Consider the following 23113-nt stretch of genomic DNA (forward strand, 5'->3'; position numbering starts at 1 on the left):
CGAATCGCGGCATACGCTGGACAAGTTCTATTTTTCGGATGTGGCGCGGCGCTGACGTTCGCCAACAGGCGAGCCCATTTCAAAATATGTGATTCGCTGACAAGCCGCGATGACCTCCGGTAGTATGCCGCCGTGGCTATGGAACACCTTCCTTCTATCCTCCATGAACTAGGGGTTCCGCTCTCCACATTGCGCCTGCTTATTGCAGGCGTTTTCGTATCGATTGCACAGGTGGGCTTCAGCTCACTGGAAACGGCGACCAAGGAAGAAATCATGATGAATCAGGAGCTGTTCCTGCGGCGCCGTACAAAACTTCACGTCCCTGCCGGCTCTGGCGGAGCCACACGCGCGCAGATCGCATCAGCGGTCAAAGAAGTCGCGGCGTTCCGATGTGTACTTTCCGAGTCGCTGATCGAGCAGATCGGCTTGCTCTCTGCGGTAGAACTCAAGAATTGGCTGCGTGAAGTCATTCGCGTCCTGCGGCGTCGCAGCGGTGCTCATGTACATCACCGACCGTTTTATCCTGACTTCCCCAATCAAGTCCTCGAAGCAACAGAGGCGGAGTTGTATCTCAACGCCGTCATTCACTACCACACACTTCGGCGCCTGCCACCCAGCGAACAGGTTCGGCCAGCCATGCTTGAAGGCAACTTCATCCATTGGGTTATCGAACCGGGAAGTGTCAGCGAGTTCGAGGCATTGCTCGAGCCGCTGGTCTCATCGCGTACCTCGCTGTCCGAAGAGGAAGCCGCGGATGTCACTTGGTTTATCCGAACTTACAGAAACGACGTGTTCCGTCTGCTGCCCGATACCATCCCGTTCCGCGAGATTCGCGCGCTGGTCGGCGGCGCGCTGATCCTGCATATCGGTGACGATGCCCGGGTCGAGGAATTCCTTGAGCAAAATGTCGAAACGGCAACCGACGTGCTGCGCGTGGCGATCGCACTGCATGGCGGAGACGTATCGCTGGCAACGGCTCTGACGCGCTTTAGCAAAATGAAACGTTCGATGCGTCGCAAGCTGTTGCGCCTGCTCGACCGCATGCCCAACGCTACCGAGGATGTGATGCGCCAGGCCGAGCGCTGGAAACGTCTGGCCGAAGTCCTGCATCCAGGCGATTACGCTGAGAAGTATCCTCGGGCATTCGCGGCCATCACCGCAGCGCGACGCAACGATCCGCCGGCATCGTTCGGGTCGCGTGTGGAAACCATGCTTGCCCAACGCCAGATCGCCGCGCTTACGCCGGTGCTGCAGGATCGTCCCGGAGAATTCGCGCGCCGTCTGGACGTGATGTTACGGCGTGCCACAGAACCGGACGCTGTGCTCGACGCTTTTGCGGCTGTCGCGGCGCAAGTGTCCTCACCTGTGTTGCTGCAATTGCTGTCCCATGTAAATGCCCCGCGCCCCCTGCCCTTGCGGGCGTTCACACCTAAAGGAGCGCTGGCAAAAGTCTTCGGCACTGCTGATCGTCGAGAGTCGATCGCACCGCAGGTATTGGCACGTGCCGCACAGATTTGCGAGAACGCCCTGATCGCGCGTTTCACGTTGCTGCCACCACTGGGGCGTTGTTTCATCGATCCGGCGTTGCGCGAATACCGGGTGCCACTGGCACAGCGCGCCGCAGCGAAGTCGCTGCGCACGCTGGTGCGCGGCAGTCGACTGCCGATGCCCGACACGCGATTCATCCGCCTGTTCCTCTGGTGGAAGAATGGTCGTGACCGCACGGACATCGACTTGTCTGCCGCCTTCTTCGACACTGACTTCGTCTTCAAGGAAGCGGTCGCCTATTACAACCTCAAAGGTTATGGCGGTTACCACAGCGGGGACATCGTCGACGCGCCCAACGGCGCCTCCGAATTCATCGACCTCGACCTTGATGTTCTCGTCAAAAAGGGCGTCCGCTATGTCGTTACGTCCCTCAACTCATTTACCCAGCAGCCATATTGTGACCTTCCTGAATGTTTCGCGGGCTGGATGGCACGTGCCGACACTGCATCGGGGGAAGTGTTCGAGCCGCGCTCCGTTGTAGACCGCATCGATATCGCCTCCGACACGAGTATCTGCCTGCCTTTCGTGATGGACCTGGTGGAACGTCGCATGATCTGGGCCGATCTGGGGCTGACTTCATCGCCCCGCTGGAACAACGTCGACAACAACCTCAGCGGAGTTTCGTTGATGCTGCGCGCCCTGGTGCATACACCAAGGCCGGATCTGCACACGCTTTTCGATTTACATGTGCGGGCACGAGGCGAACGAGTGGGCTCTGCAGAGCAGGCGCAGAGGGTGTTCGCACCTGAACAAGGTCTGACGCCGTTCGATACGGATCTGATTCGGTCCGAATATCTTTGAAAACCTGCGTCTGCATTCGCTGCCCCTCAACGGGACAACCAACATGCAGTAACCGGGTAACACCCTCGCCTTGAGCGCGTCGGTCATCCTCGACCTTTGCCTCAAGGATGAACACCCGCATGACCATTCCCGAACGCCGTCTGCTGCCGAACGCAGCGGACAAAACCGCCCTCAAGGCCATCGCCACCAGCATCGTGCAGACCTGCCCGAGCCTGCTCGACGCGGCCCGGCAAGTCGCGATCGAACTGCTGACGGACAAAGGGCTATCCGGCCTTGATCCCGACGAGGTTTATTTCCATCGTTTCAAAACGGCGCAAAGCAGCACGCTGACCTTCACCGGTTGGGAACACTTGCTGGAAAAGCCTTATGAAACGCTCACCCTCACGCAGTTGGTGATCCATCGCTTTCGTGCAACCGATCAAGACAACGCAGATTTGCTGGGCCTTTACTGTGGCTTCTACTCGGATGGCCCGGACGCGGAGAATTTCAATCAGGACAACGAAGTGCGACTGCTTGGCAGCGACGTGCTGAAGGCGTTCTGGGCCGTCGATTTCAGCACGCGCTACACCGGTCAGTTGACCAAATTCTGGCAAACCTCGTCGGAAGATTTCCGCGCCCTGGCCAAGTGCAACTTCCTCAGTCAGGCCGTGCAGGCGCTGCAAGAGGGTGATGTTGACGGCAATGACTTCCAACGCATCGTCACCTCGCTGATCGGCCCGATTACCTGGCCCATTACCCTGCGAATGTTGCGAGCCACATACCCGGTCGGCGCGCAAGTGCGCACGCTTGATCTGGACGGCCATGTCGCCACCAACGTCCTGCGTCTGGTCGAAGACAGTGGCCGGCAGACTCTTTACCTGCCGGGAGAACCTCAGGCCTTTCGACTGATGGACACTGCAGCGGATCTGCACTGGTGGTTGCTCGATCAGATGAATTCAGAGCAGAAACGCCCCTTGTTTCTGAAGCACTTCTCGCTGGCTGACAGCAATCACATCACCGAGAACCTCACCGATCTGATGAACCGTTTGGTGAGCACCTGGGGCCACAGCGATCATCGGATGATCAACCGCAGCAACGTTGCGATCAGCGGTGACGCCTTCACTTGGTTAAGCGAGTCGACCCGTGCGGGCATGGCTGCCGAGGCGCATCTGGTGCTCACATCCAACAGTGACCTGCGCAAGAAACTCTGGACCGGGTATCTGAGCGCCGGCCTGAAGGTGTTCGGCCCGATGGCGGCCGTGGGCTGGCCGGTGGCTTTGCCGTTGATTGGCGCCGGTATCGCGAACATGGGGCTGAACATCGATCAGGCGATCAACGGCATTACGGCAGCCGAGCGTAGAGCCGGGGTCATCGGTGCAGTGCTCAGCGCGATCGAAACCGTATTCAATGTGCCGTTCCTGATCGGTACTGGCGCGCAGCTGGAAGTTGGCCCACAGGTCGAGTATGCCGAGGCTGAAGAGATGCTCGGGCTGATCGAGCTTTCCTCGGCTGACACGCCATCATTGCCGCCCGTGGATCCGCCACCGGTCACCGGGACGGAAGCAGCTACCAGCGAGTTGACCAACGAGATCCCCGAAGAAGCGACATCCGTTACCGCCACTGAGCTCTTGACCATGACTGCCACACGGCACGGTCCGATTTTTCCAGAGGTTCCTGCCAGCTATCGATGCAACGAGTTGCTTGCGCAACATTCAGTAGAGGCGACGCCGGGAAAATATGAAGGCATTTACCGTCTCGACAAGGAGCCCGGTTACGCCATCGAAATGGATGGCCAGGCCTACTACGTACGTTACTTCGCCGACTCTCAGGACAGTGGCAACTGGGCAATCGTCAATCCCGAGCGCCCCAATCAATTCGCCTATTCGTTGCCGGTTCGCTTTGGGAGCGCCGGCAAATGGGAGCGTATGCCTGCGCTGCGGCTGCGGGGTGGTGGCCAGTGTGTGGGCAAGGCGTGTGCGCCGGAGACTGAAGTGAGCTCGTCCGGGGGCACGCCATCGGTGGAAATGCGATGCCTCGAACCGCTTCCAGGCGTTCCCTGTCCGCTGCGCCTGGTTACGAAGCTCAAAGGCGTTTCAGAGAAGGAAAAGCCAGGAATGAGAAGATGGGCAATGAACCTGCCCAGCGCATCGGCCGAGTCAGCAGGCGCTCGACGCCGCTTTTTATCAACGACCGAGCGGTACGTGGAACATTTCAGCGAAGAACGCAGGGCTCTGCTGAACAAGGCAGAAAAATTCCACCGGGAGTTGAAATGGATCAACCTGCCCGAGCGTCCGGACATTCCGCAAATCAGTCCCCAGATGCAGGTCGATGACCTGATTGATCGCATCTTTGCCAATACCGATGGGCTGGCGGTCGGTGAAACCCTTGATCGCATCGCCAGCATGCGCTTCATGATCGAAAACATGCCAGCGTTCGCGCGGCATATTCAAACCCTTTATGTGCGTGGGCTGCTGAGCGATTTTGCCCAGAATGATCTCAACCAGTTCTTCCCGTCGGGGGACATGTCAGAGGACCTGCGAACTTATCTGTCCGGGCTGGGTACCGATCCCGAGAACAGGTTCAACGTTCTCGAATTGGTCAAGACTGCCCAAGCCAATGGCATCCGGGTACACGGACTCGATGCAGCGCACACCTACACGCTGAAACGACCGCTCCTTTCGATCGAAGAACAGATGATCAAGACTCGCCTCTCAACAACAATCATAGAGAGTGACAAGCTTCTCAACAGAACGAAGAAGTGGGTAGCCTTGGTCGATGCAACGAATATCAATATGTTCAGAGATCTGCCAGGCATAAGCGAACTCAGGGGCGGCATCGGTTTGCGCATTGAAGAAGTCTGGCCCGAGGAGACCGCAGACATCAGCATTGACCCGGGGGTGGAAGTCGCCCGCGGTCCGTTTTACAACTGGGCAATGACCAGCAACGATTTCGACGTTCTGTTCGCTGACCTGCGATTGCAGATCAAGTGCCCCATGCCGCAATGGAATGCGGCAGCGCTGGAAAAGCTTCTGCATCGTAACGGCATGTTCGTGATTCAGAAGACCGAACCCGACATATACACACTGGTTCGCCGCAACAGCGACAGCGACATTGTGCGAACAAGGGTGCATTGCACAACCGCGGGCCGGTTTTATATCTGGGACCTGTCAATGCCTCGCATCACCGGCAGGAATTTCCACGACATCGCCGCAGTAGCGGAGCGCCTGATCGAACTCGGCTTCACCCTGCAAAGTCGTTTACCCACCTGACCTGTTTTCAGGGGCCTGAAACGAAAAAACCCTTGGCTTCACGCCAAGGGTTTTACGTTACTCGAACCGCAGCGGGATTATTCCCACTCAATCGTCGCCGGCGGCTTGCTCGATACGTCATAAGTGACGCGCGAGATGCCTTCGATTTCGTTGATGATGCGGCCGGAGACGGTTTCCAGCAGTTCGTAAGGCAGGTGTGCCCAACGTGCGGTCATGAAGTCGATGGTTTCCACGGCACGCAGGGCCACGACCCAGGCGTAACGACGGCCGTCGCCTACCACGCCGACCGATTTGACTGGCTGGAACACCACGAACGCCTGGCTGACCTTGTGGTACCAGTCGGCTTTGCGCAGTTCTTCGATGAAGATGTGGTCGGCGCGACGCAGCAGGTCGGCGTATTCCTTCTTCACCTCACCGAGGATGCGCACGCCCAGGCCCGGACCCGGGAACGGGTGACGGTAGACCATGTCGTACGGCAGGCCCAGTTCCAGACCCAGACGACGGACTTCGTCCTTGAACAGTTCGCGCAGGGGCTCGACCAGTTTCAGGTTCATCTCATCCGGCAGGCCGCCCACGTTGTGGTGCGACTTGATTACGTGGGCCTTGCCGCTTTTCGCGCCAGCCGACTCGATCACGTCCGGGTAGATGGTGCCCTGAGCGAGGTACTTGATGTTGTCCAGCTTGCAGGACTCGGCATCGAACACGTCGATGAAGGTGCGGCCGATGATCTTGCGCTTCTTCTCCGGGTCGGCTTCGCCGGCCAGGTTGTTGAGGAACTGCTCCTCAGCGTTGGCGCGGATCACCTTGACGCCCATGTTCTCGGCGAACATGGCCATCACTTGCTCGCCTTCGTGCAGACGCAGCAGACCGTTGTCGACGAAGACGCAGGTCAGTTGATCGCCGATGGCCTTGTGCAGCAGTGCCGCCACAACGGAGGAGTCAACACCACCGGACAGGCCCAGCAGGACGTTGTCGGTGCCGACCTGGGCGCGGATGTTGGCGATGGCGTCTTCAGCGATCTTCGACGGCGTCCACAGGGCTTCACAGCCGCAGATGTCGAGCACGAAGCGCGACAGGATGCGACCGCCCTGTTTGGTGTGGGTCACTTCCGGGTGGAACTGCACGCCGTAGTAAGCGCGGTCGTCGTTGAACATACCGGCGATCGGGCAGCTTGGGGTGCTGGCGAGGATGTGGAAGTCTTCCGGCATCTTGGTGACTTTGTCACCGTGGCTCATCCACACGTCGAGGCCGAACAGGCCGTCGGCGTCGATGTGGTCTTCGATGCCGTCGAGCAGGCGGCTCTTGCCGACCACGTCAACGCGGGCGTAACCGAACTCACGCAGTTCGGAACCTTCAACCTTGCCGCCCAGTTGCTCGGCCATGGTCTGCATGCCGTAGCAGATGCCGAATACCGGAACGCCGAGGTCGAACACCGCCTGCGGGCAGCGCGGGCTGTTGGCTTCGTGCACGGACTCGGGGCCGCCGGCGAGGATGACGCCTTTAGGGGCGAATTCGCGGATCGCATCTTCGTCCATGTCGAACGGGTGCAGTTCGCAGTACACGCCGATCTCGCGCACGCGGCGGGCAATCAGCTGGGTATATTGCGAACCGAAGTCGAGGATCAGGATGCGGTGAGCGTGAATGTCGAGGGCCATGACTCATTCTCATGTAGTGAATCAGAAACAACTCGGGGCTGAATGAACAGCCCCGGTGATTTAACGTTTTGCTGGAAGCCTCAACCTACGCGGTAGTTCGGCGCTTCCTTGGTGATCTGCACGTCGTGAACGTGGGACTCGGCCATGCCGGCACCGGTGATCCGCACGAACTCGGGCTTGGTGCGCATTTCTTCGATGTTGGCGCTGCCGGTGTAACCCATCGAGGAACGCAGGCCGCCCATCAACTGGTGAATGATCGCGCTCAGGGTGCCTTTGTACGGCACACGACCTTCGATACCTTCCGGAACCAGTTTCTCGGCACCGGCCGAGGAGTCCTGGAAGTAACGGTCGGACGAGCCTTGAGCCTGGGACATGGCGCCCAGCGAACCCATGCCGCGATAAGCCTTGTACGAACGACCCTGGAACAGTTCGATCTCGCCCGGGGCCTCTTCGGTACCGGCGAACATCGAGCCCATCATCACGCAGGACGCACCGGCCACGATGGCCTTGGACAGGTCACCGGAGAAACGGATACCACCGTCGGCGATCAACGGCACGCCAGTGCCTTCAAGGGCGGCGGCGACGTTGGCGATGGCGCTGATTTGCGGCACGCCGACACCGGCGACGATACGGGTGGTGCAGATCGAGCCAGGGCCGATACCGACCTTGACTGCGTCGGCGCCCGCTTCGGCCAGAGCCTTGGCGGCAGCGCCGGTGGCGATGTTGCCGCCGATCACCTGCACTTCAGGGAAGTTCTCCTTGACCCAGCGTACGCGGTCGATCACGCCTTTGGAGTGACCGTGCGCGGTATCGACCACCACCACGTCCACGCCGGCGTTGACCAGTGCGGTTACGCGATCACCGGTGTCTTTACCGGTGCCGACCGCAGCGCCGACGCGCAGACGACCTTGGTCGTCCTTGCTGGCCAGCGGGTAGGCTTTGGCTTTTTCGATGTCGTTGACGGTCATCATGCCTTTGAGGGCGAATTTGTCGTCGACGATCAGCACGCGCTCGATGCGGTGCTTGTGCAGCAGTTCACGGACGTCGTTCTTGTCGGCGCCTTCCTTGACCGTGACCAGACGCTCTTTAGGCGTCATCACTTCGCGGACAGTGGCTTCCAGACGGTTTTCGAAACGTACGTCGCGGGAGGTGACGATGCCGACCAGGTCGCCATCGTGCAGGACCGGAACGCCGGAAATGTTGTGCAGACGGGTCAGTTCGAACAGATCACGCACCGTGGCATCGGCCTCGATGGTGATGGGATCCTTGACCACACCGGCTTCGAACTTCTTGACCTTGCGCACTTCGGCAGCTTGCTGCTCGATGGTCATGTTCTTGTGGATAATGCCGATGCCACCTTCCTGAGCCATGGCGATTGCCAGACGGGCTTCAGTAACGGTGTCCATGGCGGCAGAAACCAGAGGAATATTCAGTTCGATGCCACGGGTAAGACGGGTCTTGAGACTGACTTCGTTGGGAAGCACCTCGGAATAACCGGGCACTAGGAGAATGTCGTCGAATGTCAGAGCTTCTTGGCTGATACGCAGCATCGCGGGGGCTCCCGAGCGGGAAAATGGAAGCGCGCCATTATAGTCAGACACCCCCTGCTGTTCAATGTAAAACTCAGCCTAATTGATAGATGGAAAAGCCCGCTTTTTGTAGGAGCTGCCGAAGGCTGCGATCTTTTGATCCTGTCTTTGAAAAGCAAAGTCAAAGGATCGCAGCCTTCGGCAGCTCCTACAGGGGTCAGAGCTCGACCTTTACCCAACTTACAGGTTGATCGAGCCAATCGGCGAACTCGTCGATAAAGCTCTGCTTGAACCCCGCCTCCAGCCAATTGTTGAAAATGAAGCCGAGGTTGGAAAACGCGCATTCCTGCAAAAACAGGAAGCCGTTGATGTCGTCCTCGTGCCCGCATTCCGGGCAGGTGAAATTGTCGGTGCGCCCTGGAAACCAGTCTTCAAGACTTTCGAACAGCGCCTCACCCACTTCGCGGCGGCACTCGGCGCAACCGGCCTCTTCGAGAAAGCCCTTGGCCGGGGTGTAGATACAGCGCTTGGTGACGATCTCCAGGCCATTGATCGGCTCGCCGAACGGCAGCGCTTCGGGGTACAGCACCACGGCGCGCGCACCATCAGCGATGGCGTGCGCCATACGGTTGCCGGTGCGGGCGCAGGTGGTCAGCTGCTCTTCGATGATGTTCTTGCGCACCAGCCAGCGCACGATCGCCCGCGCCCGGGGCTCGTGCACCGGCAGGGTGGAGATTTTCGGGACGATGATGCTTTGCGAGTTCATGGTGGAGCCTGCTGCCAATATTGAAGATTTCCAATGTGGGAGCGAGCCTGCTCGCGAAAGCGCAGTGTCAGGCTGCATTTTTGTTGCTGACCCACCGCATTCGCGAGCAGGCTCGCTCCCACAAGGAACTGCGGCCGGCAGCTTAATCCCTGACGAAATCCGGTCAAGTGCTGAAATAGCGCACGATCAACGCGATGCCGCTGGCCAGCACCAGCCAAGTCACCAGCCGCACAAACGCCTCGCGCGACAATCTCATGGTAAGCCGCCGGCCGATCCACAAGCCCAGCGCCATGGCCGGCAACAGACACAGCGCCAGCATCAACAAGGGTAGCTCGGCATACACACCGGCGATGACAAACAGGCTCAGGCGCACCACGGTACTGCAACTGATCAACGCACTTTGCGTGGCCCGCGCCGCGTCCTTGGGCAGGCGGCTGTTCAGATAGATCGCGTAAAGAAAGCCGCCACTGCCAAACAACGCGCCGAACAACCCGCCCACTGTGCCCATCGGCACCGCCCACGCTGCCGACAACTGTGCCGGCCGCGCTTTCACCCACAGGCTGTAAACCGCATAGGCGCTGATAAACAGCCCCATCAAAAGCAGTAACAGATCGGATTTCAGATTCAGCAGGAAGATCACCCCCAACGTGCAGCCGATCGCCATGCACGGCAGCAGCCTGAGCAATTCCGGCTTGGCGACGTCCCGGCGCGAGGGCAGCAGATTGCCGAATGCCGCGACGAAATCCAGCAACACCAGTAGCGGCACGATTTTCGACAGTGGCATGAACAGGATCAGAATCGGCCCCGCGACCAGCGCCGTGCCGAAACCGGCGATGCCGAATACGATGTAGGCCAAGGCGATGGCTAGCCCGATGACCGCCCAACCGCCCGCGCTCCACGACCACGCCCCCAACAGTTCCATCACGCTCATCAATTCATTTCCTTATTAAGTCGCCAATACTCCGCTGTAGGAGCTGCCGAAGGCTGCGATCTTTTGATCTTGATCCTGAAAAAACAAGATCAAAAGCTCGCAGCCTCGTTGCACTCGACAGCTCGTACAGGGTTCGTGCAATGAGCAGAAGAAAGCCTTTAAACTGCGCCCCATGATTAAAGATCCCTTTGCAAGACTTGGCCTGGACCGTGAAGTCCTGACCGTCAGCCAGCTCAACGGCCGCGCGCGGGTGTTGCTTGAAGACGTGTTCAGCAACATCTGGGTCGAAGGCGAAATCTCCAACCTCGCACGTCCGGCGTCCGGCCACGTCTACTTCACCCTCAAGGACAGCGGCGCGCAGGTGCGTTGCGCGTTGTTCCGGCAGAACGCCGCCCGCGTGCGCCAAGCGTTGAAGGACGGTCTGGCGGTCAAGGTGCGCGGCAAGGTTTCGCTGTTCGAAGGCCGTGGCGACTATCAGCTGATCCTCGACACCGTGGAGCCGGCCGGTGACGGCGCGCTGCGTCTGGCCTTCGATGCACTGAAGGAAAAGCTCAGCGCCGAAGGCCTGTTCAGTGCCGAACGCAAAGTGCCGCTGCCCGCGCATCCGCAGCGCATCGGCATAATCAGCTCGCCGACCGGCGCGGTGATTCGCGACATCATCAGCGTGTTCCGACGCCGTGCGCCGCAGGTGCAACTGACCCTGATTCCGACCGCCGTGCAGGGCCGCGAGGCTACCGCGCAAATCGTCCGCGCGCTGAAAATGGCCGATGCCCGAGGCTTCGATGCGCTGATCCTCGCCCGTGGCGGAGGCTCGCTGGAAGACCTCTGGTGCTTCAACGAAGAAGCCGTGGCGCGCGCGGTCGATGCCTGTGTCACGCCGATCGTCAGCGCTGTCGGCCATGAAACCGATGTATCGATCAGCGACTTTGTCGCCGACGTCCGCGCACCGACACCCTCGGCCGCCGCCGAACTGCTCGCCCCGGATTCCAGCCATCTGATCCGTCAGGTCGAGAGCCTGCACCGGCGTCTGGTGATGCGCATGCGTGACCGCTTGATGCGTGATCGCCTGCGTCTGGAAGGCATGGCCCGACGGTTGCGCCATCCCGGCGAACGTCTGCGCCAGCAGGCGCAACGTCTGGACGATCTGGACATGCGCATGCGCCGCGCTTTCGAGCGCAGCCTCAATACCCGCCGCGAACGCCTGATCCGTCTGGAAACCCGTCTCGCCGGGCAACACCCGGGGCGCCAACTGGCGATGCTTCGTCAGCGCCTCGACAGCCTCGCCGAACGTTTGCCCCGGGCCATGCGCGATGCTCTGAAACAGCGTCGTCAGCTATTGCACAGTCAGATGCAGACCCTGCATGTGGTCAGTCCATTGGCGACCCTCGGTCGCGGTTACAGCATCCTGCTCGACGAGCGTGGCCACGCGATCCGCAATGCTGCGCAGACCCACACCGGCCAGCGCCTGAAAGCCAAACTCGGCGAAGGCGAACTGCAAGTGCGCGTCGAGGACAATCACCTGACGCCCGTCACCCTCTCTTTACTGGACTGATCCATGCCGCGTTTTCTCGCTCCGCTGCTGTTGCTCTGCCTGACCTTCAACGCCCACGCTGACAGTTACATCACTCGGCTGCTGAACAAACCGGTGCCGGGCGGCGTCGCCGTGGTGGATCTGGGCACTGCCGCGCAGGCGCCGAAAGCCACTTATCAGGGCAAACCGGTGCTGGTGGTCAAGGAGCAGAATAACTGGCTGGCGATCGTTGGCGTGCCGCTGACGGTCAAGCCCGGCGCGCAGCAGATCAGCAGTGGCGGGCGCAACTTGCCGTTTACGGTGGGCAGCAAGAAATACCCGGAACAGCACATCACCCTGAAGAACAAACAGCAGGTCAATCCGAACGCCGACAACCTCAAGCGGATTGAGGGTGAACTGGCGGAACAGATCGCGGCTTACCGCAGTTTCAGCCCGAACACGCCGAGCAATCTGCTGCTGGACAAACCGGTCAACGGGCCGCTGTCGAGCAAGTTTGGTGTGCGCCGTTTCTTCAATGGCGAAGAACGTAATCCTCATGCCGGTCTCGATTTCGCAGTGCCCGCGGGCACGCCGATCAAGACCCCGGCGGCGGGCAAGGTGATTCTGATCGGCAATTACTTCTTCAACGGCAACACGGTGTTTGTTGACCATGGCCAGGGCTTTATCAGCATGTTCTGCCACATGTCGAAGATCGATGTGAAGAACGGCCAGCAACTGGCGCGCGGCGCGGTGGTCGGCAAAGTCGGCGCAACCGGCCGGGCAACCGGGCCGCATATGCACTGGAACGTCAGCCTGAATGACGCGCGGGTGGATCCGGCGATTTTCATTGGTGCCTTCCAACCTTGAGTATGTGTTGAGGCGACCGGCCTCTTCGCGAGCAGGCTCGCTCCCACACTGGATCTTATTCACAACAAAGATCCCCTGTGGGAGCGAGCCTGCTCGCGAAGGCGGCCTGTAAAACACCGCCATACCCAATGAATCTCCAAAAACTCAATTGCGCCCCAATCTAGCCTTACGCAAACATCAACAACTTCCACCGCCTAAAGCGCAATAAATTCCTGCAAAATCCCGCTTTCCGGGTATTCCTCTCAATTTTTTCCGACTGCTTGCCATCCTTTCCCCTCGCGGTTAGGGTTGAAGCCATGAAAACCTCTCACACCCTCATTCAGCTTCGCCAGCACCGCAGCCTGTGCCTCGTCAGCGCACGACTGCCAGGCTGAATCGCTGCGCCTCGTCCCACGCTTTTCCAAGAACATTCGTTCAACCGGCAGGCCGCCTCTTTTCGGCCCAGACAACAAGGAATTTCCCGATGAGCATGCTCAAAGACCCGTCTTCGAAATACCGCGCGTTTCCCGTCATCAACCTGCCGGATCGCACCTGGCCGTCGAAGACCATCGATGCAGCGCCGATCTGGTGCAGCTCCGACCTGCGTGACGGCAACCAGTCGCTGATCGAGCCAATGGACGCGGCGAAGAAGCTGCGCTTCTGGAAAACCCTGGTGCAGGTCGGCGTGAAGGAGATCGAAGCGTCGTTCCCCGCCGCGTCGCAAACCGACTTCGACTTCGTGCGTACCCTGATCGAAGAAGGCCACATCCCGGACGACACCACCATTCAGGTGCTGACCCAGGGCCGTGAAGACCTGATCGAGCGCACCTTCGAATCCCTGCGCGGGGCGAAGAAAGCCATCGTTCACCTGTACAACGCCACCTCGCCTTCCTTCCGTCGCATCGTCTTCAACCAGGACAAGGACGGCATCAAGGCCATCGCGGTCAACGCGGCCAAGCTGTTCGTCAAGTACGCCGCCATGCAGCCGGAGACCGAGTGGACCTTCGAGTACTCGCCGGAAACCTTTAGCGCCACCGAGCTGGAATTCGCCAAGGAAGTCTGTGACGCCGTGATCGAGGTGTGGAACCCGACGCCTGAGCATAAGATGATCCTCAACCTGCCGGCCACGGTTGAATGCGCGACGCCGAACGTTTACGCCGACCAGATCGAGTGGTTCGGCCGCAACATCAATCGTCGTGACAGCGTGATCATCAGCCTGCACACCCACAACGACCGTGGAACGGGTGTGGCCGCTACCGAGCTGGGCCTGATGGCTGGCGCCGATCGCGTCGAAGGCTGCCTGTTCGGCAACGGCGAGCGCACCGGCAACGTCGACCTCGTCACCGTCGCGCTGAACATGTACACCCAGGGCATAGACCCCGAGCTGGACTTCTCCGACATCGACGGCGTGCGCAAAGTCGTCGAAGAGTGCAACCAGATCCAGGTGCACCCGCGTCACCCATACGTTGGCGATCTGGTGCATACCGCGTTCTCCGGCTCGCACCAGGATGCGATCCGCAAAGGCTTCGCCCAGCAGAAACCGGACACCCTGTGGGAAGTGCCATACCTGCCGATCGACCCGGCCGACATCGGTCGCAGCTACGAGGCAGTGATCCGCGTCAACAGCCAGTCGGGCAAGGGCGGCATCGCTTATTTGCTGGAGCAGGAATACGGCATCAGCCTGCCACGGCGCATGCAGATCGAGTTCAGCCAGGTCGTACAGCGTGAGACCGATCGCCTGGGCCTGGAGATGACCGCCAAGCAGATTCACTCGCTGTTGATCAGCGAATACCTGCAGGCCAACACCCCGTACGCGCTGGTCAGCCATCGTCTGCAGGAAGAGAACGGCAACAGCGCCGTCGAAGTCGAAGTGGCGAGCAAAGGTCAGGGCGAAACCAACCTGCACTGGCGCGGCAAGGGCAACGGCGCACTGGAAGCACTGGTCGCCGGCCTGCCGATTCCGGTGGAAATCATGGACTACAACGAACACGCGATCGGCGCGGGCACCAATGCCAAAGCAGCGGCCTACATCGAACTGCGGGTGAACGGTGAACGTGCGGTGCACGGCGTGGGTATCGATGAAAACATCACCACCGCCAGCTTCAAGGCATTGTTCAGCGCACTGAACCGCTCGCTGAGCCAGCCAGAGGCAAAAGCAGCGTAATCGACCGCTGAAATGCGAAAGGCCCCGGAGTGCGAACTCCGGGGCCTTTTTTTGCCTACAGGTTTCTGGCTGACTTTTATGGCCCCTTCGCGAGCAGGCTCGCTCCCACATTTGGAATACATTTCCCTGTGGGAGCGAGCCTGCTCGCGAAGGCGTCCTGACAGGCGCTGGGAGTATCAGGTGAACTCAAAGGTGTCGGCATCCAGGTTCGCCGGAAAGCGCTCGCGATACGCCGCCAACGGCGCCGCTTCCACAATCACCTTGAACACGCCATCCGCCTCCCCCGCCGCCAGCAACGTCTCGCCCTGGAAATCCAGCACCTGACTGTCGCCGGTATACGCGAAGCCTTTGCCATCGCTGCCCACCCGATTGACCGCTGCCACGTAGCAGAGATTTTCAATCGCTCGCGCCGGCAGCAGGCGGTTCCAGTGCAGACGCCGTGCGCCCGGCCAGTTGGCGGTGTACAGCAGCAGATCGGTGTCCTGCGCGTCGCGGCTCCACACCGGGAAACGCAGGTCGTAGCAGATCAGCGGACGAATCCGCCAACCCTTGAGCTCGAACTGCACCTGGCGCTCGCCCGGCGTGTAATGGTTGTGCTCGCCGGCCATGCGGAACAGGTGACGCTTGTCGTAATGCAGCACTTCGCCGTCGGGCCGCGCCCAGAGCAAGCGGTTGCGATGGCTGCCGTCAGCCGCCTGAATGATCACGCTGCCAGTGATGACCGCATCGAACTTCGCCGCCTGCGCCCGCAGCCATTTACTGGTCGGACCGTTTTCGGCTTCGGCGAGGGTTTCCGATTCCATCGAGAATCCGGTGGTGAACATCTCCGGCAGGATGATCAGATCGGCGCCCCGGGCCTGCTCCAGCAGCAGCTCGAAATGCTCGAGGTTGGCCTGGCGATCGTGCCAGGCCAGGCTGGTCTGGATCAGCGCCAGGGTCAGGTCTGGCAATGCACTCAGATCACGCATAGTTTCGCCGCCGCTTCACGCAGCGTCTCCTCGCGTTTGGCAAAGCACAGGCGTATCAGGCGCTGGCCTTGCGGTGGATTCTGGTAGAACACCGATACCGGAATGCTCGCGACACCGTGCTCGCGAGTCATCCACATGGCCATCTCAACGTCGTTCAGATCCGGACGGATCTGCGAATAATCGACCAATTGGAAATAGGTGCCGGTGACTCGGGTAAAACTGAAGCGCGACGGCGCGAGCAGATCGCAGAACAGATCGCGCTTGGCCTGATAGAAACCCGGCAGCTCTTCAACGTGCTCCGGGTGCTCGGCCATGTAATCGGCCAGCGCGTATTGCAGCGGCGTGACGCCACAGAAACTGACGTACTGATGCACCTTGCGCAATTCGGCTGTCAGCGCTGGCGGGGCGACGACGTAGCCGGTTTTCCAGCCGGTGACGTGGTACGTCTTGCCGAACGAGCTGACCACGAACGCTCGCTGATACAGCTCTTCATGGGCCAGCACGCTGACATGCCGCACGCCGTCGAAGACCAGGTGTTCGTAGACTTCGTCGCTGATCAGATAGATGTCGCGATCACGGATCAACGCCGCCAGTTGATCGAGCTCGGCGCGGCTGATCAATGTGCCGCTCGGGTTGTGCGGGGTGTTGATGACGATCATTTTCGTCCGCGGGCTCAGGGCCGCGGCGAGCTGATCGAAGTCGATGGAGAAATCGACCGGATTCAGCTGCACATGCACGCAACGGCCACCCGCCAGCTCCGTTGCCGGTGCATAGCTGTCGTAGCACGGATCGAAGACGATGACTTCGTCGCCGCTGTGGATAACAGCCTGAATCGCGCAGAAGATCGCTTGGGTCGCGCCCGGGGTCACCGTCACTTCATGATCGGCATCGACACTCACGCCATAGCTGCGGGCGATCTTGGCCGCGATCTGCTGACGCAACGCCGGCAATCCGGTCATTGGTGAATACTGGTTATGGCCACTGGCAATATGCCGCCCGACCGCATCACGCAGCGACTGCGGGCCGTCGAAATCCGGGAAACCCTGGGACAGGTTGATCGCGCCGGTCTGCGCCGCGAGCTGAGACATCTGCGTGAAAATAGTGATGCCGACATTCGGCAGCTTGCTGGTGATCATCGGAGGCCCCTTGCAGGTGAGCTGCAAGTTTCAAGCGTCAAGCTGCAAGCTGCAAGCAAAAACCCGCGCCCACAAAAAAGGGCTTCATACGAAGCCCTCTCTGCTTTACCGCTTTTACTTGCAGCTTGCAGCTTGAAACTCGCAGCTGCTTCTACTTCTTGTCGCGGCGCTTCTTGCTGGCTTTCTTGTTGTGCGACATCAAGCGACGCTTCTTGTTGACCTGGCGGTCGGTCAGCGTGTTCTTGTTGCCTTCGTACGGGTTCTCGCCGCCCTTGAACTCGATGCGGATCGGCGTACCGACCAGCTTGAGTACACGACGGTAAGTGTTTTCCAGATAGCGCACATAAGACTTCGGCACTTTCTCGATCTGGTTACCGTGGATCACGATGATCGGCGGGTTCGCACCACCCAAGTGAGCGTAACGCAGCTTGATCCGGCGGTTGTTGACCATCGGTGGCGCGTGCTCGCCCACCGCATCTTCCAGAATCTGGGTCAGACGGTTGGTCGGCCAGCGGGTAACAGCGGACTTGAACGAGTTCTGCACCGAAGCGTAGAGGTTGCCCACGCCCGTGCCGTGCAACGCCGAGATGAAGTGAATGTCGGCGTAGTCGACGAAGAACAGCCGGCGTTGCAGCTCGACTTTGACGAAGTCGCGCTCGCTCGGCGTCATGCCGTCCCACTTGTTGATCGCGATAACCAGCGCACGACCGGATTCGATCGCGAAGCCCAGCAGGTTCAGGTCGTGATCGACCACACCCTCGCGGGCGTCCATCACGAAGATCACCACGTTGGCGTCTTTGATCGCCTGCAGGGTTTTGACCACGGAGAATTTTTCGACTTCTTCGTGGATCTTGCCGCGCTTGCGCACACCTGCGGTGTCGATCAGCGTGTACTTCTCTTCATTGCGCTCGAACGGAATGTAGATGCTGTCGCGGGTGGTGCCCGGCTGGTCATACACGATGACCCGGTCTTCACCGAGCATGCGGTTGACCAGGGTCGACTTGCCGACGTTCGGACGACCGATGATGGCGATCTTGATCCCGTCTTTTTCGCTCGGGCCAGGAATGCGCTTGGCTTCCTCGCCTTCGGCAACGACTTCTTCCTCTTCGCCTTCAGCCGGCTCGTCATCATCGCGCGGGAACTCGCTCAGGGCGGCTTCCAGCAATTGCGTGATGCCACGGCCGTGGGCGCCCGCGATCGGGATCGCGTGGCCCATGCCCAGCGGGGCGAATTCGGCGCGGGCCATTTCCGGGTCGATGTTGTCGACCTTGTTGGCAACCACGTGGGAACGCTTGTTACGTTTGCGCAAATGCTCGGCGATCATCTGGTCGGCAGCGGTAAAACCGGCCTTGGCATCTACCAGAAACAGCACCACATCGGCTTCTTCGATGGCCAGCAGCGACTGCTCGGCCATTTTTTCGTCCATACCATGTTCGTCACCGGAGATACCGCCGGTGTCGATCAGAATGTAGGAACGCCCTTGCCACTTGGCCTCACCGTACTGGCGATCACGGGTCAGACCGGACAGGTCGCCGACGATGGCGTCACGAGTCCTGGTCAGGCGGTTGAACAAGGTGGACTTGCCGACGTTCGGTCGGCCCACCAGGGCGATTACGGGAACCATGCGGCTCTCCACTTCGTTATTTCAGAAAATACAAAAGCCGCTGCGAGGCAGCGGCTGGTGCTCGGGGCAACACCCGGGGGCGCTGCAAACCCTGCTGATGCAGGGCCGCTTGGGGATGAACCCCAAGCATAGTTGTTACTTGATGGTCAGGGCTTCCAGTTTGCCGCTGTTGCCATACACATAAATCGTGTCGCCCACCACCAGCGGACGGGCACGCAGGCCGTCGCTGTCGATGCGCTCACGGCCGACGAAACGACCGTCGACCTGACTCAGCAGATGCAGATAACCTTCCAGGTCACCCACAGCTACGTAGCTGGAGAACACTTCCGGTGCCGACAGTTGACGGCGAGCCAGCGAGTCGTTGCTCCAGAGTGCGGTGGTGGAACGCTCGTCGACGCCTTCAACGGTGCCAGAGGACAGGCTCACGTAGACGCTGCCGAAACCCTGAGCGATACCGGCGTAGCTCGACGCATCGCGCTGCCACAGTTGACGGCCGCTTTCCAGGTCCAGTGCCGCAACGCGCCCCTGATAACTGGCCACATACAGCGTGCCGCCGGACAGCAGCAGACCGCCGTCGATGTCGACCACGCGCTCCAGTTCCGAACGACCCTGTGGAATGGCAATGCGTTGTTCCCACACCGGCACGCCGTTGGAGATGTCCAGCGCGACTACTTTACCGGTCGACAGGCCAGCTACCGCCAGACGGTTGGTCACCAGCGGAGCACTGGTGCCACGCAGGGTCAGGACCGCCGGGGTGCTGTCATACACCCAGCGCTGGTTGCCGGTGGCAGCGTCCAGACCGATCAGACGATCGTCCTGGGTCTGCACAACGACCACGTCGCCATTGTTAGCGGGCGGCGCGAGGACTTCACTGTTGACGCGGGCACGCCACTTCTCTTCACCGTTGCTGGTGTCCAGAGCGACGACTTCGCCACGCAGGGTACCGATCAGTACCAGACCGTAACCCACGCCAACGGCGCCGGAGACAGGCAGTTCCAGATCCTGGTCCCACTTCACGTCGCCGTTGCTGCGATCCAGCGCCATCACCACACCGGTCACATCAGCGGCGTAGATGGTGTCACCGTCGATCGCCGGCACCAGCATGTTGTAGGTTTCGCCCTGACCGTCACCGATCGAGCGGCTCCACTGCTTCTGCAGAACCACTTCTTCTTTGAAGTCGGTCAGTTCGGCCGGTGGCAATTCTTTCTTGCTGTTGCTGCTGCAACCCGCGGCCAGAAGGGCCAGAGCCAGCAATGCTGCATGCTTCCAACGGATCACGTCACGCATCCCCTTTGGCCAGGTCGTCGAGCTTGATTTGAAGGCCACCGACCGCCGCTTCATCCGACAGTGCCGCCTTGGCTTTTTGATACGCCTTGTTCGCGTCATCGGTACGGCCCAAGCGCACCAGCAGGTCGCCCTTGAGTTCTTCGCGAGTGGCCAGGAACGCTTTGTCGGCATCGCCGTCGAGCAGTTTCAGGGCGTCTTCGGCCTTGTCCTGCGCGCCCAGTACCTGCGCCAGACGCTGACGGGCGATTTCGCCCAGCGCCGGGTTGGCCGGCTTGTCGACGATGGCTTTGAGTTCGGTTGCCGCGTCGTCCAGCTTGCCGCTGTCGACCGCTACTTTGGCGACGAACAGGCTGCCGTACTGCGCGTAGGCGGACCCGCCGTATTCGCTGTTGAGCTTGCCGGCCAGATCCGCAACGCGGGCGGCATCAGGCTTGCCGTCAGGCGTCAGCGTGGTTTCCAGCAATTGCTGATAGAGCACCGAGGCGCCTTGCGACTGGTTGCTCTGGTATTTGTGATATGCCTGCCAGCCGAACACGATGACCAGCGCCAACAGGCCGCCGGTGACCAGAGGTTTGCCGTTGCGTGTCCACCAGTCCTTCAAATCCGCCAACTGTTCGTCTTCGGTACTCGACACCCCAATACTCCTTAATCGCTAAATCGGCTGTTAAGACAGCTTCAACCCTGCACGACGCAGGTGGCCAGGTGAGCGGCGAGCGCATCCCAGGCAATGCTTTGTTGTTCGCCCTGGCCACGCAGGGGTTTGAAACCTACCACTTGCTGGGCCATTTCGTCGTCACCGAGGATCAATGCGTACAGCGCACCGCTCTTGTCGGCCTTCTTGAACTGGCTTTTGAAACTGCCGGCGCCGGCATTGACTTGCAGGCGCAGGTTTGGAAGTTCATCGCGAATCCGTTCGGCCAGGGCCAGACCGGCCAGCTCGGCTTCTTCACCGAAGGCGCAGAGGTAGACGTCGACTTGACGGGAAATTTCCTGCGGGATCTGCTCAAGGGTTTCGAGCATCAATACCAGACGCTCGATGCCCATGGCGAAACCGACGCCCGGAGTTGGCTTGCCGCCCATCTGCTCGACCAGCCCGTCGTAACGGCCGCCCGCGCACACGGTGCCTTGGGCGCCGAGCTTGTCGGTGACCCATTCGAAAACGGTTTTGCTGTAATAATCGAGGCCACGCACCAGTTTCGGATTGAGCACGTAAGGAATGCCGACGGCATCCAGACGCGCCTTCAGGCCTTCGAAGTGCGCACGGGACTCGTCGTCGAGGTAATCGGCCATTTTCGGCGCATCGACCAGCACGGCCTGGGTGTCGGCATTTTTCGTGTCGAGCACGCGCAGCGGGTTGGTTTTCAGGCGACGCTGGCTGTCTTCGTCGAGCTTGTCGTGGTGCGCCGAGAGATACTCGACCAGCGCTTCACGATAGCGACCACGGGACTCGCTGGTGCCGAGGCTGTTGAGTTCGAGCTTGACCGCATCACGAATGCCCAGCTCGCCCCACAGGCGCCAGGTCATGATTATCAGCTCGGCGTCGATGTCCGGACCGTCGAGGTTGAACACTTCCAGACCGATCTGGTGGAACTGGCGATAACGGCCTTTCTGCGGACGCTCGTGGCGGAACATCGGGCCGATGTACCAGAGTTTCTGCACCTGACCGCCGCCGGTGATGCCGTGTTCGAGCACTGCGCGCACGCAGGCCGCAGTGCCTTCCGGACGCAGGGTCAGGGAATCACCGTTACGGTCTTCGAAGGTGTACATCTCTTTTTCGACGATATCGGTCACTTCGCCGATCGAGCGCTTGAACAGCTCGGTGAACTCGACGATCGGCATGCGGATCTGCTTGTAACCGTAGTTATCCAGCAGACGCGCCACAGTGCCTTCGAAATAACGCCAAAGCGGGGTCTGTTCGGGCAGGATGTCGTTCATGCCACGAATGGCTTGCAGAGACTTGCTCACAAAATTTCCTTAATTCGTTCGATCAGCCGCGCGCAATAACGGCAGCGTCAGCTTCGACCTTCTCGGCCGCTTTCTGGCGGATCAGCTTTTCCAGCTCGTCCACCAGATTGTCATTCGTCAGCTTCTGCGACGGCTTGCCGTCGATGTAAATCAGGTTGGGCGTGCCGCCGGTCAAGCCGATATGGGCTTCCTTGGCTTCGCCGGGGCCGTTGACCACGCAACCGATGACCGCGACATCCAGCGGCACCAGCAGGTCTTCAAGGCGCCCTTCCAGCTCGTTCATGGTTTTCACCACATCGAAGTTCTGCCGCGAGCAGCTCGGGCAGGCGATGAAGTTGATGCCACGGGAACGCAGATGCAAAGACTTGAGAATGTCGTAACCGACCTTCACTTCCTCGACCGGGTCGGCCGCCAGCGAGATGCGGATAGTATCGCCAATCCCTTCGGCGAGCAGCATACCTAGGCCCACGGCGGATTTCACCGTGCCCGAACGCAAACCACCAGCTTCGGTGATGCCCAAGTGCAGCGGCTGAACGATTTCTTTCGCCAGCAAACGGTAGGCTTCGACGGCCATGAACACGTCGGAGGCTTTCACGCTGACCTTGAAGTCCTGGAAATTCAGGCGTTCGAGGTGCTCGACGTGGCGCAGCGCGGATTCGACGAGCGCCGCCGGGGTCGGCTCGCCGTATTTCTTCTGCAGGTCTTTTTCCAGGGAACCGGCGTTGACGCCAATGCGGATCGGAATGCCGCGATCACGCGCAGCATCGACCACGGCACGCACGCGGTCTTCGCGACCGATGTTGCCCGGATTGATACGCAGGCAATCCACACCCAGTTCGGCCACGCGCAAGGCGATTTTGTAGTCGAAGTGGATGTCAGCCACCAACGGCACTTTGACCAGTTGCTTGATCTTGCCGAACGCCTCGGCGGCGTCCATGTCCGGCACCGAGACGCGAACGATGTCGACGCCGGCGGCTTCCAGACGATTGATCTGCGCCACGGTCGCAGCGACATCATTGGTATCGCTGTTGGTCATGCTCTGCACAGCGATCGGCGCATCGCCGCCCACCGGTACGTTGCCGACCCAGATCTTGCGCGATTCGCGACGTTTGATTGGAGATTCGCCGTGCATGAC

At 60.2% G+C, this 23113-nt stretch carries 16 protein-coding genes; 5 read left to right on the plus strand and 11 right to left on the minus strand.

Features of this window, described 5'->3' with window-relative positions:
* Window positions 1-138 precede the first annotated feature (138 nt).
* Window positions 139-2349, plus strand: a complete 2211-nt coding sequence (locus tag D6877_RS18605; RefSeq protein ID WP_241662926.1) for a TerD family protein — start codon at window positions 139-141, stop codon at window positions 2347-2349.
* A gap of 119 nt (window positions 2350-2468) precedes the next feature.
* Window positions 2469-5597, plus strand: coding sequence for a membrane-targeted effector domain-containing toxin (locus D6877_RS18610; RefSeq protein ID WP_130911722.1), 3129 nt, complete (start codon window positions 2469-2471; stop codon window positions 5595-5597).
* 77 nt (window positions 5598-5674) lie between these two features.
* Here the strand turns inward: D6877_RS18610 and guaA are convergent, their stop codons facing one another.
* From guaA to D6877_RS18635, 4 genes are all read right to left on the minus strand, one after another.
* Window positions 5675-7252 carry a glutamine-hydrolyzing GMP synthase gene (guaA, locus tag D6877_RS18615; RefSeq protein WP_130911723.1) on the minus strand — a complete coding sequence of 526 codons (1578 nt, stop codon included), beginning with the start codon at window positions 7250-7252 and terminating at the stop codon, window positions 5675-5677.
* Between the two features lie 80 nt (window positions 7253-7332).
* Entirely contained in the window at window positions 7333-8802 is a 1470-nt protein-coding gene (gene guaB / locus D6877_RS18620; RefSeq protein WP_016773343.1) for an IMP dehydrogenase, read from the minus strand.
* A gap of 196 nt (window positions 8803-8998) precedes the next feature.
* On the minus strand, window positions 8999-9547 hold the full coding sequence (locus tag D6877_RS18630; protein WP_130911724.1) for a sugar ABC transporter ATPase: 549 nt from the start codon (window positions 9545-9547) through the stop codon (window positions 8999-9001).
* Between the two features lie 163 nt (window positions 9548-9710).
* On the minus strand, window positions 9711-10478 hold the full coding sequence (locus D6877_RS18635; protein WP_130911725.1) for a sulfite exporter TauE/SafE family protein: 768 nt from the start codon (window positions 10476-10478) through the stop codon (window positions 9711-9713).
* Between the two features lie 172 nt (window positions 10479-10650).
* On the opposite strand from D6877_RS18635, the gene xseA reads away from it, so the two are divergent.
* The 3 genes from xseA (at window position 10651) to leuA (ending at window position 14998) form a co-directional block, all read left to right on the plus strand.
* On the plus strand, window positions 10651-12030 hold the full coding sequence (xseA, locus tag D6877_RS18640) for an exodeoxyribonuclease VII large subunit (protein WP_123444228.1): 1380 nt from the start codon (window positions 10651-10653) through the stop codon (window positions 12028-12030).
* Window positions 12031-12033: 3 nt separating this feature from the next.
* Complete coding sequence (locus D6877_RS18645) at window positions 12034-12855, plus strand: peptidoglycan DD-metalloendopeptidase family protein (protein WP_083353522.1); 822 nt, start codon at window positions 12034-12036, stop codon at window positions 12853-12855.
* Window positions 12856-13318: 463 nt separating this feature from the next.
* A complete protein-coding gene (gene leuA, locus D6877_RS18655; RefSeq protein ID WP_130911726.1) occupies window positions 13319-14998 on the plus strand; it encodes a 2-isopropylmalate synthase in 1680 nt (559 codons plus the stop codon).
* A 176-nt stretch (window positions 14999-15174) separates the two neighbouring features.
* Here leuA and D6877_RS18660 read toward each other — a convergent pair whose 3' ends face one another.
* From D6877_RS18660 to ispG, 7 genes are all read right to left on the minus strand, one after another.
* Window positions 15175-15966, minus strand: coding sequence for an amidohydrolase (locus D6877_RS18660; protein WP_122507799.1), 792 nt, complete (start codon window positions 15964-15966; stop codon window positions 15175-15177).
* Complete coding sequence (locus D6877_RS18665; protein ID WP_130911727.1) at window positions 15954-17102, minus strand: pyridoxal phosphate-dependent aminotransferase; 1149 nt, start codon at window positions 17100-17102, stop codon at window positions 15954-15956. The genes D6877_RS18660 and D6877_RS18665 overlap by 13 nt, the downstream gene beginning before the upstream one ends.
* 151 nt (window positions 17103-17253) lie before the next feature.
* On the minus strand, window positions 17254-18726 hold the full coding sequence (gene der / locus D6877_RS18670) for a ribosome biogenesis GTPase Der (RefSeq protein WP_024014210.1): 1473 nt from the start codon (window positions 18724-18726) through the stop codon (window positions 17254-17256).
* Window positions 18727-18861: 135 nt separating this feature from the next.
* Window positions 18862-20013 carry an outer membrane protein assembly factor BamB gene (gene bamB / locus D6877_RS18675; RefSeq protein ID WP_016773335.1) on the minus strand — a complete coding sequence of 384 codons (1152 nt, stop codon included), beginning with the start codon at window positions 20011-20013 and terminating at the stop codon, window positions 18862-18864.
* Complete coding sequence (locus tag D6877_RS18680) at window positions 20006-20647, minus strand: tetratricopeptide repeat protein (RefSeq protein WP_016773334.1); 642 nt, start codon at window positions 20645-20647, stop codon at window positions 20006-20008. Before D6877_RS18680 ends, bamB begins: the two co-directional genes overlap by 8 nt.
* Window positions 20648-20688: 41 nt before the next feature.
* Window positions 20689-21978, minus strand: coding sequence for a histidine--tRNA ligase (hisS, locus tag D6877_RS18685; RefSeq protein WP_130911728.1), 1290 nt, complete (start codon window positions 21976-21978; stop codon window positions 20689-20691).
* Between the two features lie 22 nt (window positions 21979-22000).
* Window positions 22001-23110, minus strand: coding sequence for a flavodoxin-dependent (E)-4-hydroxy-3-methylbut-2-enyl-diphosphate synthase (ispG, locus tag D6877_RS18690; RefSeq protein ID WP_016773332.1), 1110 nt, complete (start codon window positions 23108-23110; stop codon window positions 22001-22003).
* Between the last annotated feature and the right edge of the window lie 3 nt (window positions 23111-23113).

Source organism: Pseudomonas sp. Sample_9 (assembly GCF_004307535.1).
Classification (GTDB): domain Bacteria; phylum Pseudomonadota; class Gammaproteobacteria; order Pseudomonadales; family Pseudomonadaceae; genus Aquipseudomonas; species Aquipseudomonas mercuritolerans.

What these genes read in the sequence shown, in the direction of transcription:
- leuA (WP_130911726.1), top strand. Translation starts at nt 13,319, where the DNA reads ATGAGCATGCTCAAAGACCCGTCTTCGAAATACCGCGCGTTTCCCGTC.
- ispG (WP_016773332.1), bottom strand. Translation starts at nt 23,110, where the DNA reads ATGCACGGCGAATCTCCAATCAAACGTCGCGAATCGCGCAAGATCTGG.
- D6877_RS18635 (WP_130911725.1), bottom strand. Translation starts at nt 10,478, where the DNA reads ATGAGCGTGATGGAACTGTTGGGGGCGTGGTCGTGGAGCGCGGGCGGT.
- guaB (WP_016773343.1), bottom strand. Translation starts at nt 8,802, where the DNA reads ATGCTGCGTATCAGCCAAGAAGCTCTGACATTCGACGACATTCTCCTA.
- D6877_RS18645 (WP_083353522.1), top strand. Translation starts at nt 12,034, where the DNA reads ATGCCGCGTTTTCTCGCTCCGCTGCTGTTGCTCTGCCTGACCTTCAAC.
- xseA (WP_123444228.1), top strand. Translation starts at nt 10,651, where the DNA reads ATGATTAAAGATCCCTTTGCAAGACTTGGCCTGGACCGTGAAGTCCTG.
- D6877_RS18630 (WP_130911724.1), bottom strand. Translation starts at nt 9,547, where the DNA reads ATGAACTCGCAAAGCATCATCGTCCCGAAAATCTCCACCCTGCCGGTG.
- D6877_RS18610 (WP_130911722.1), top strand. Translation starts at nt 2,469, where the DNA reads ATGACCATTCCCGAACGCCGTCTGCTGCCGAACGCAGCGGACAAAACC.
- D6877_RS18605 (WP_241662926.1), top strand. Translation starts at nt 139, where the DNA reads ATGGAACACCTTCCTTCTATCCTCCATGAACTAGGGGTTCCGCTCTCC.
- D6877_RS18660 (WP_122507799.1), bottom strand. Translation starts at nt 15,966, where the DNA reads ATGCGTGATCTGAGTGCATTGCCAGACCTGACCCTGGCGCTGATCCAG.
- der (WP_024014210.1), bottom strand. Translation starts at nt 18,726, where the DNA reads ATGGTTCCCGTAATCGCCCTGGTGGGCCGACCGAACGTCGGCAAGTCC.
- D6877_RS18665 (WP_130911727.1), bottom strand. Translation starts at nt 17,102, where the DNA reads ATGATCACCAGCAAGCTGCCGAATGTCGGCATCACTATTTTCACGCAG.
- bamB (WP_016773335.1), bottom strand. Translation starts at nt 20,013, where the DNA reads ATGCGTGACGTGATCCGTTGGAAGCATGCAGCATTGCTGGCTCTGGCC.
- guaA (WP_130911723.1), bottom strand. Translation starts at nt 7,252, where the DNA reads ATGGCCCTCGACATTCACGCTCACCGCATCCTGATCCTCGACTTCGGT.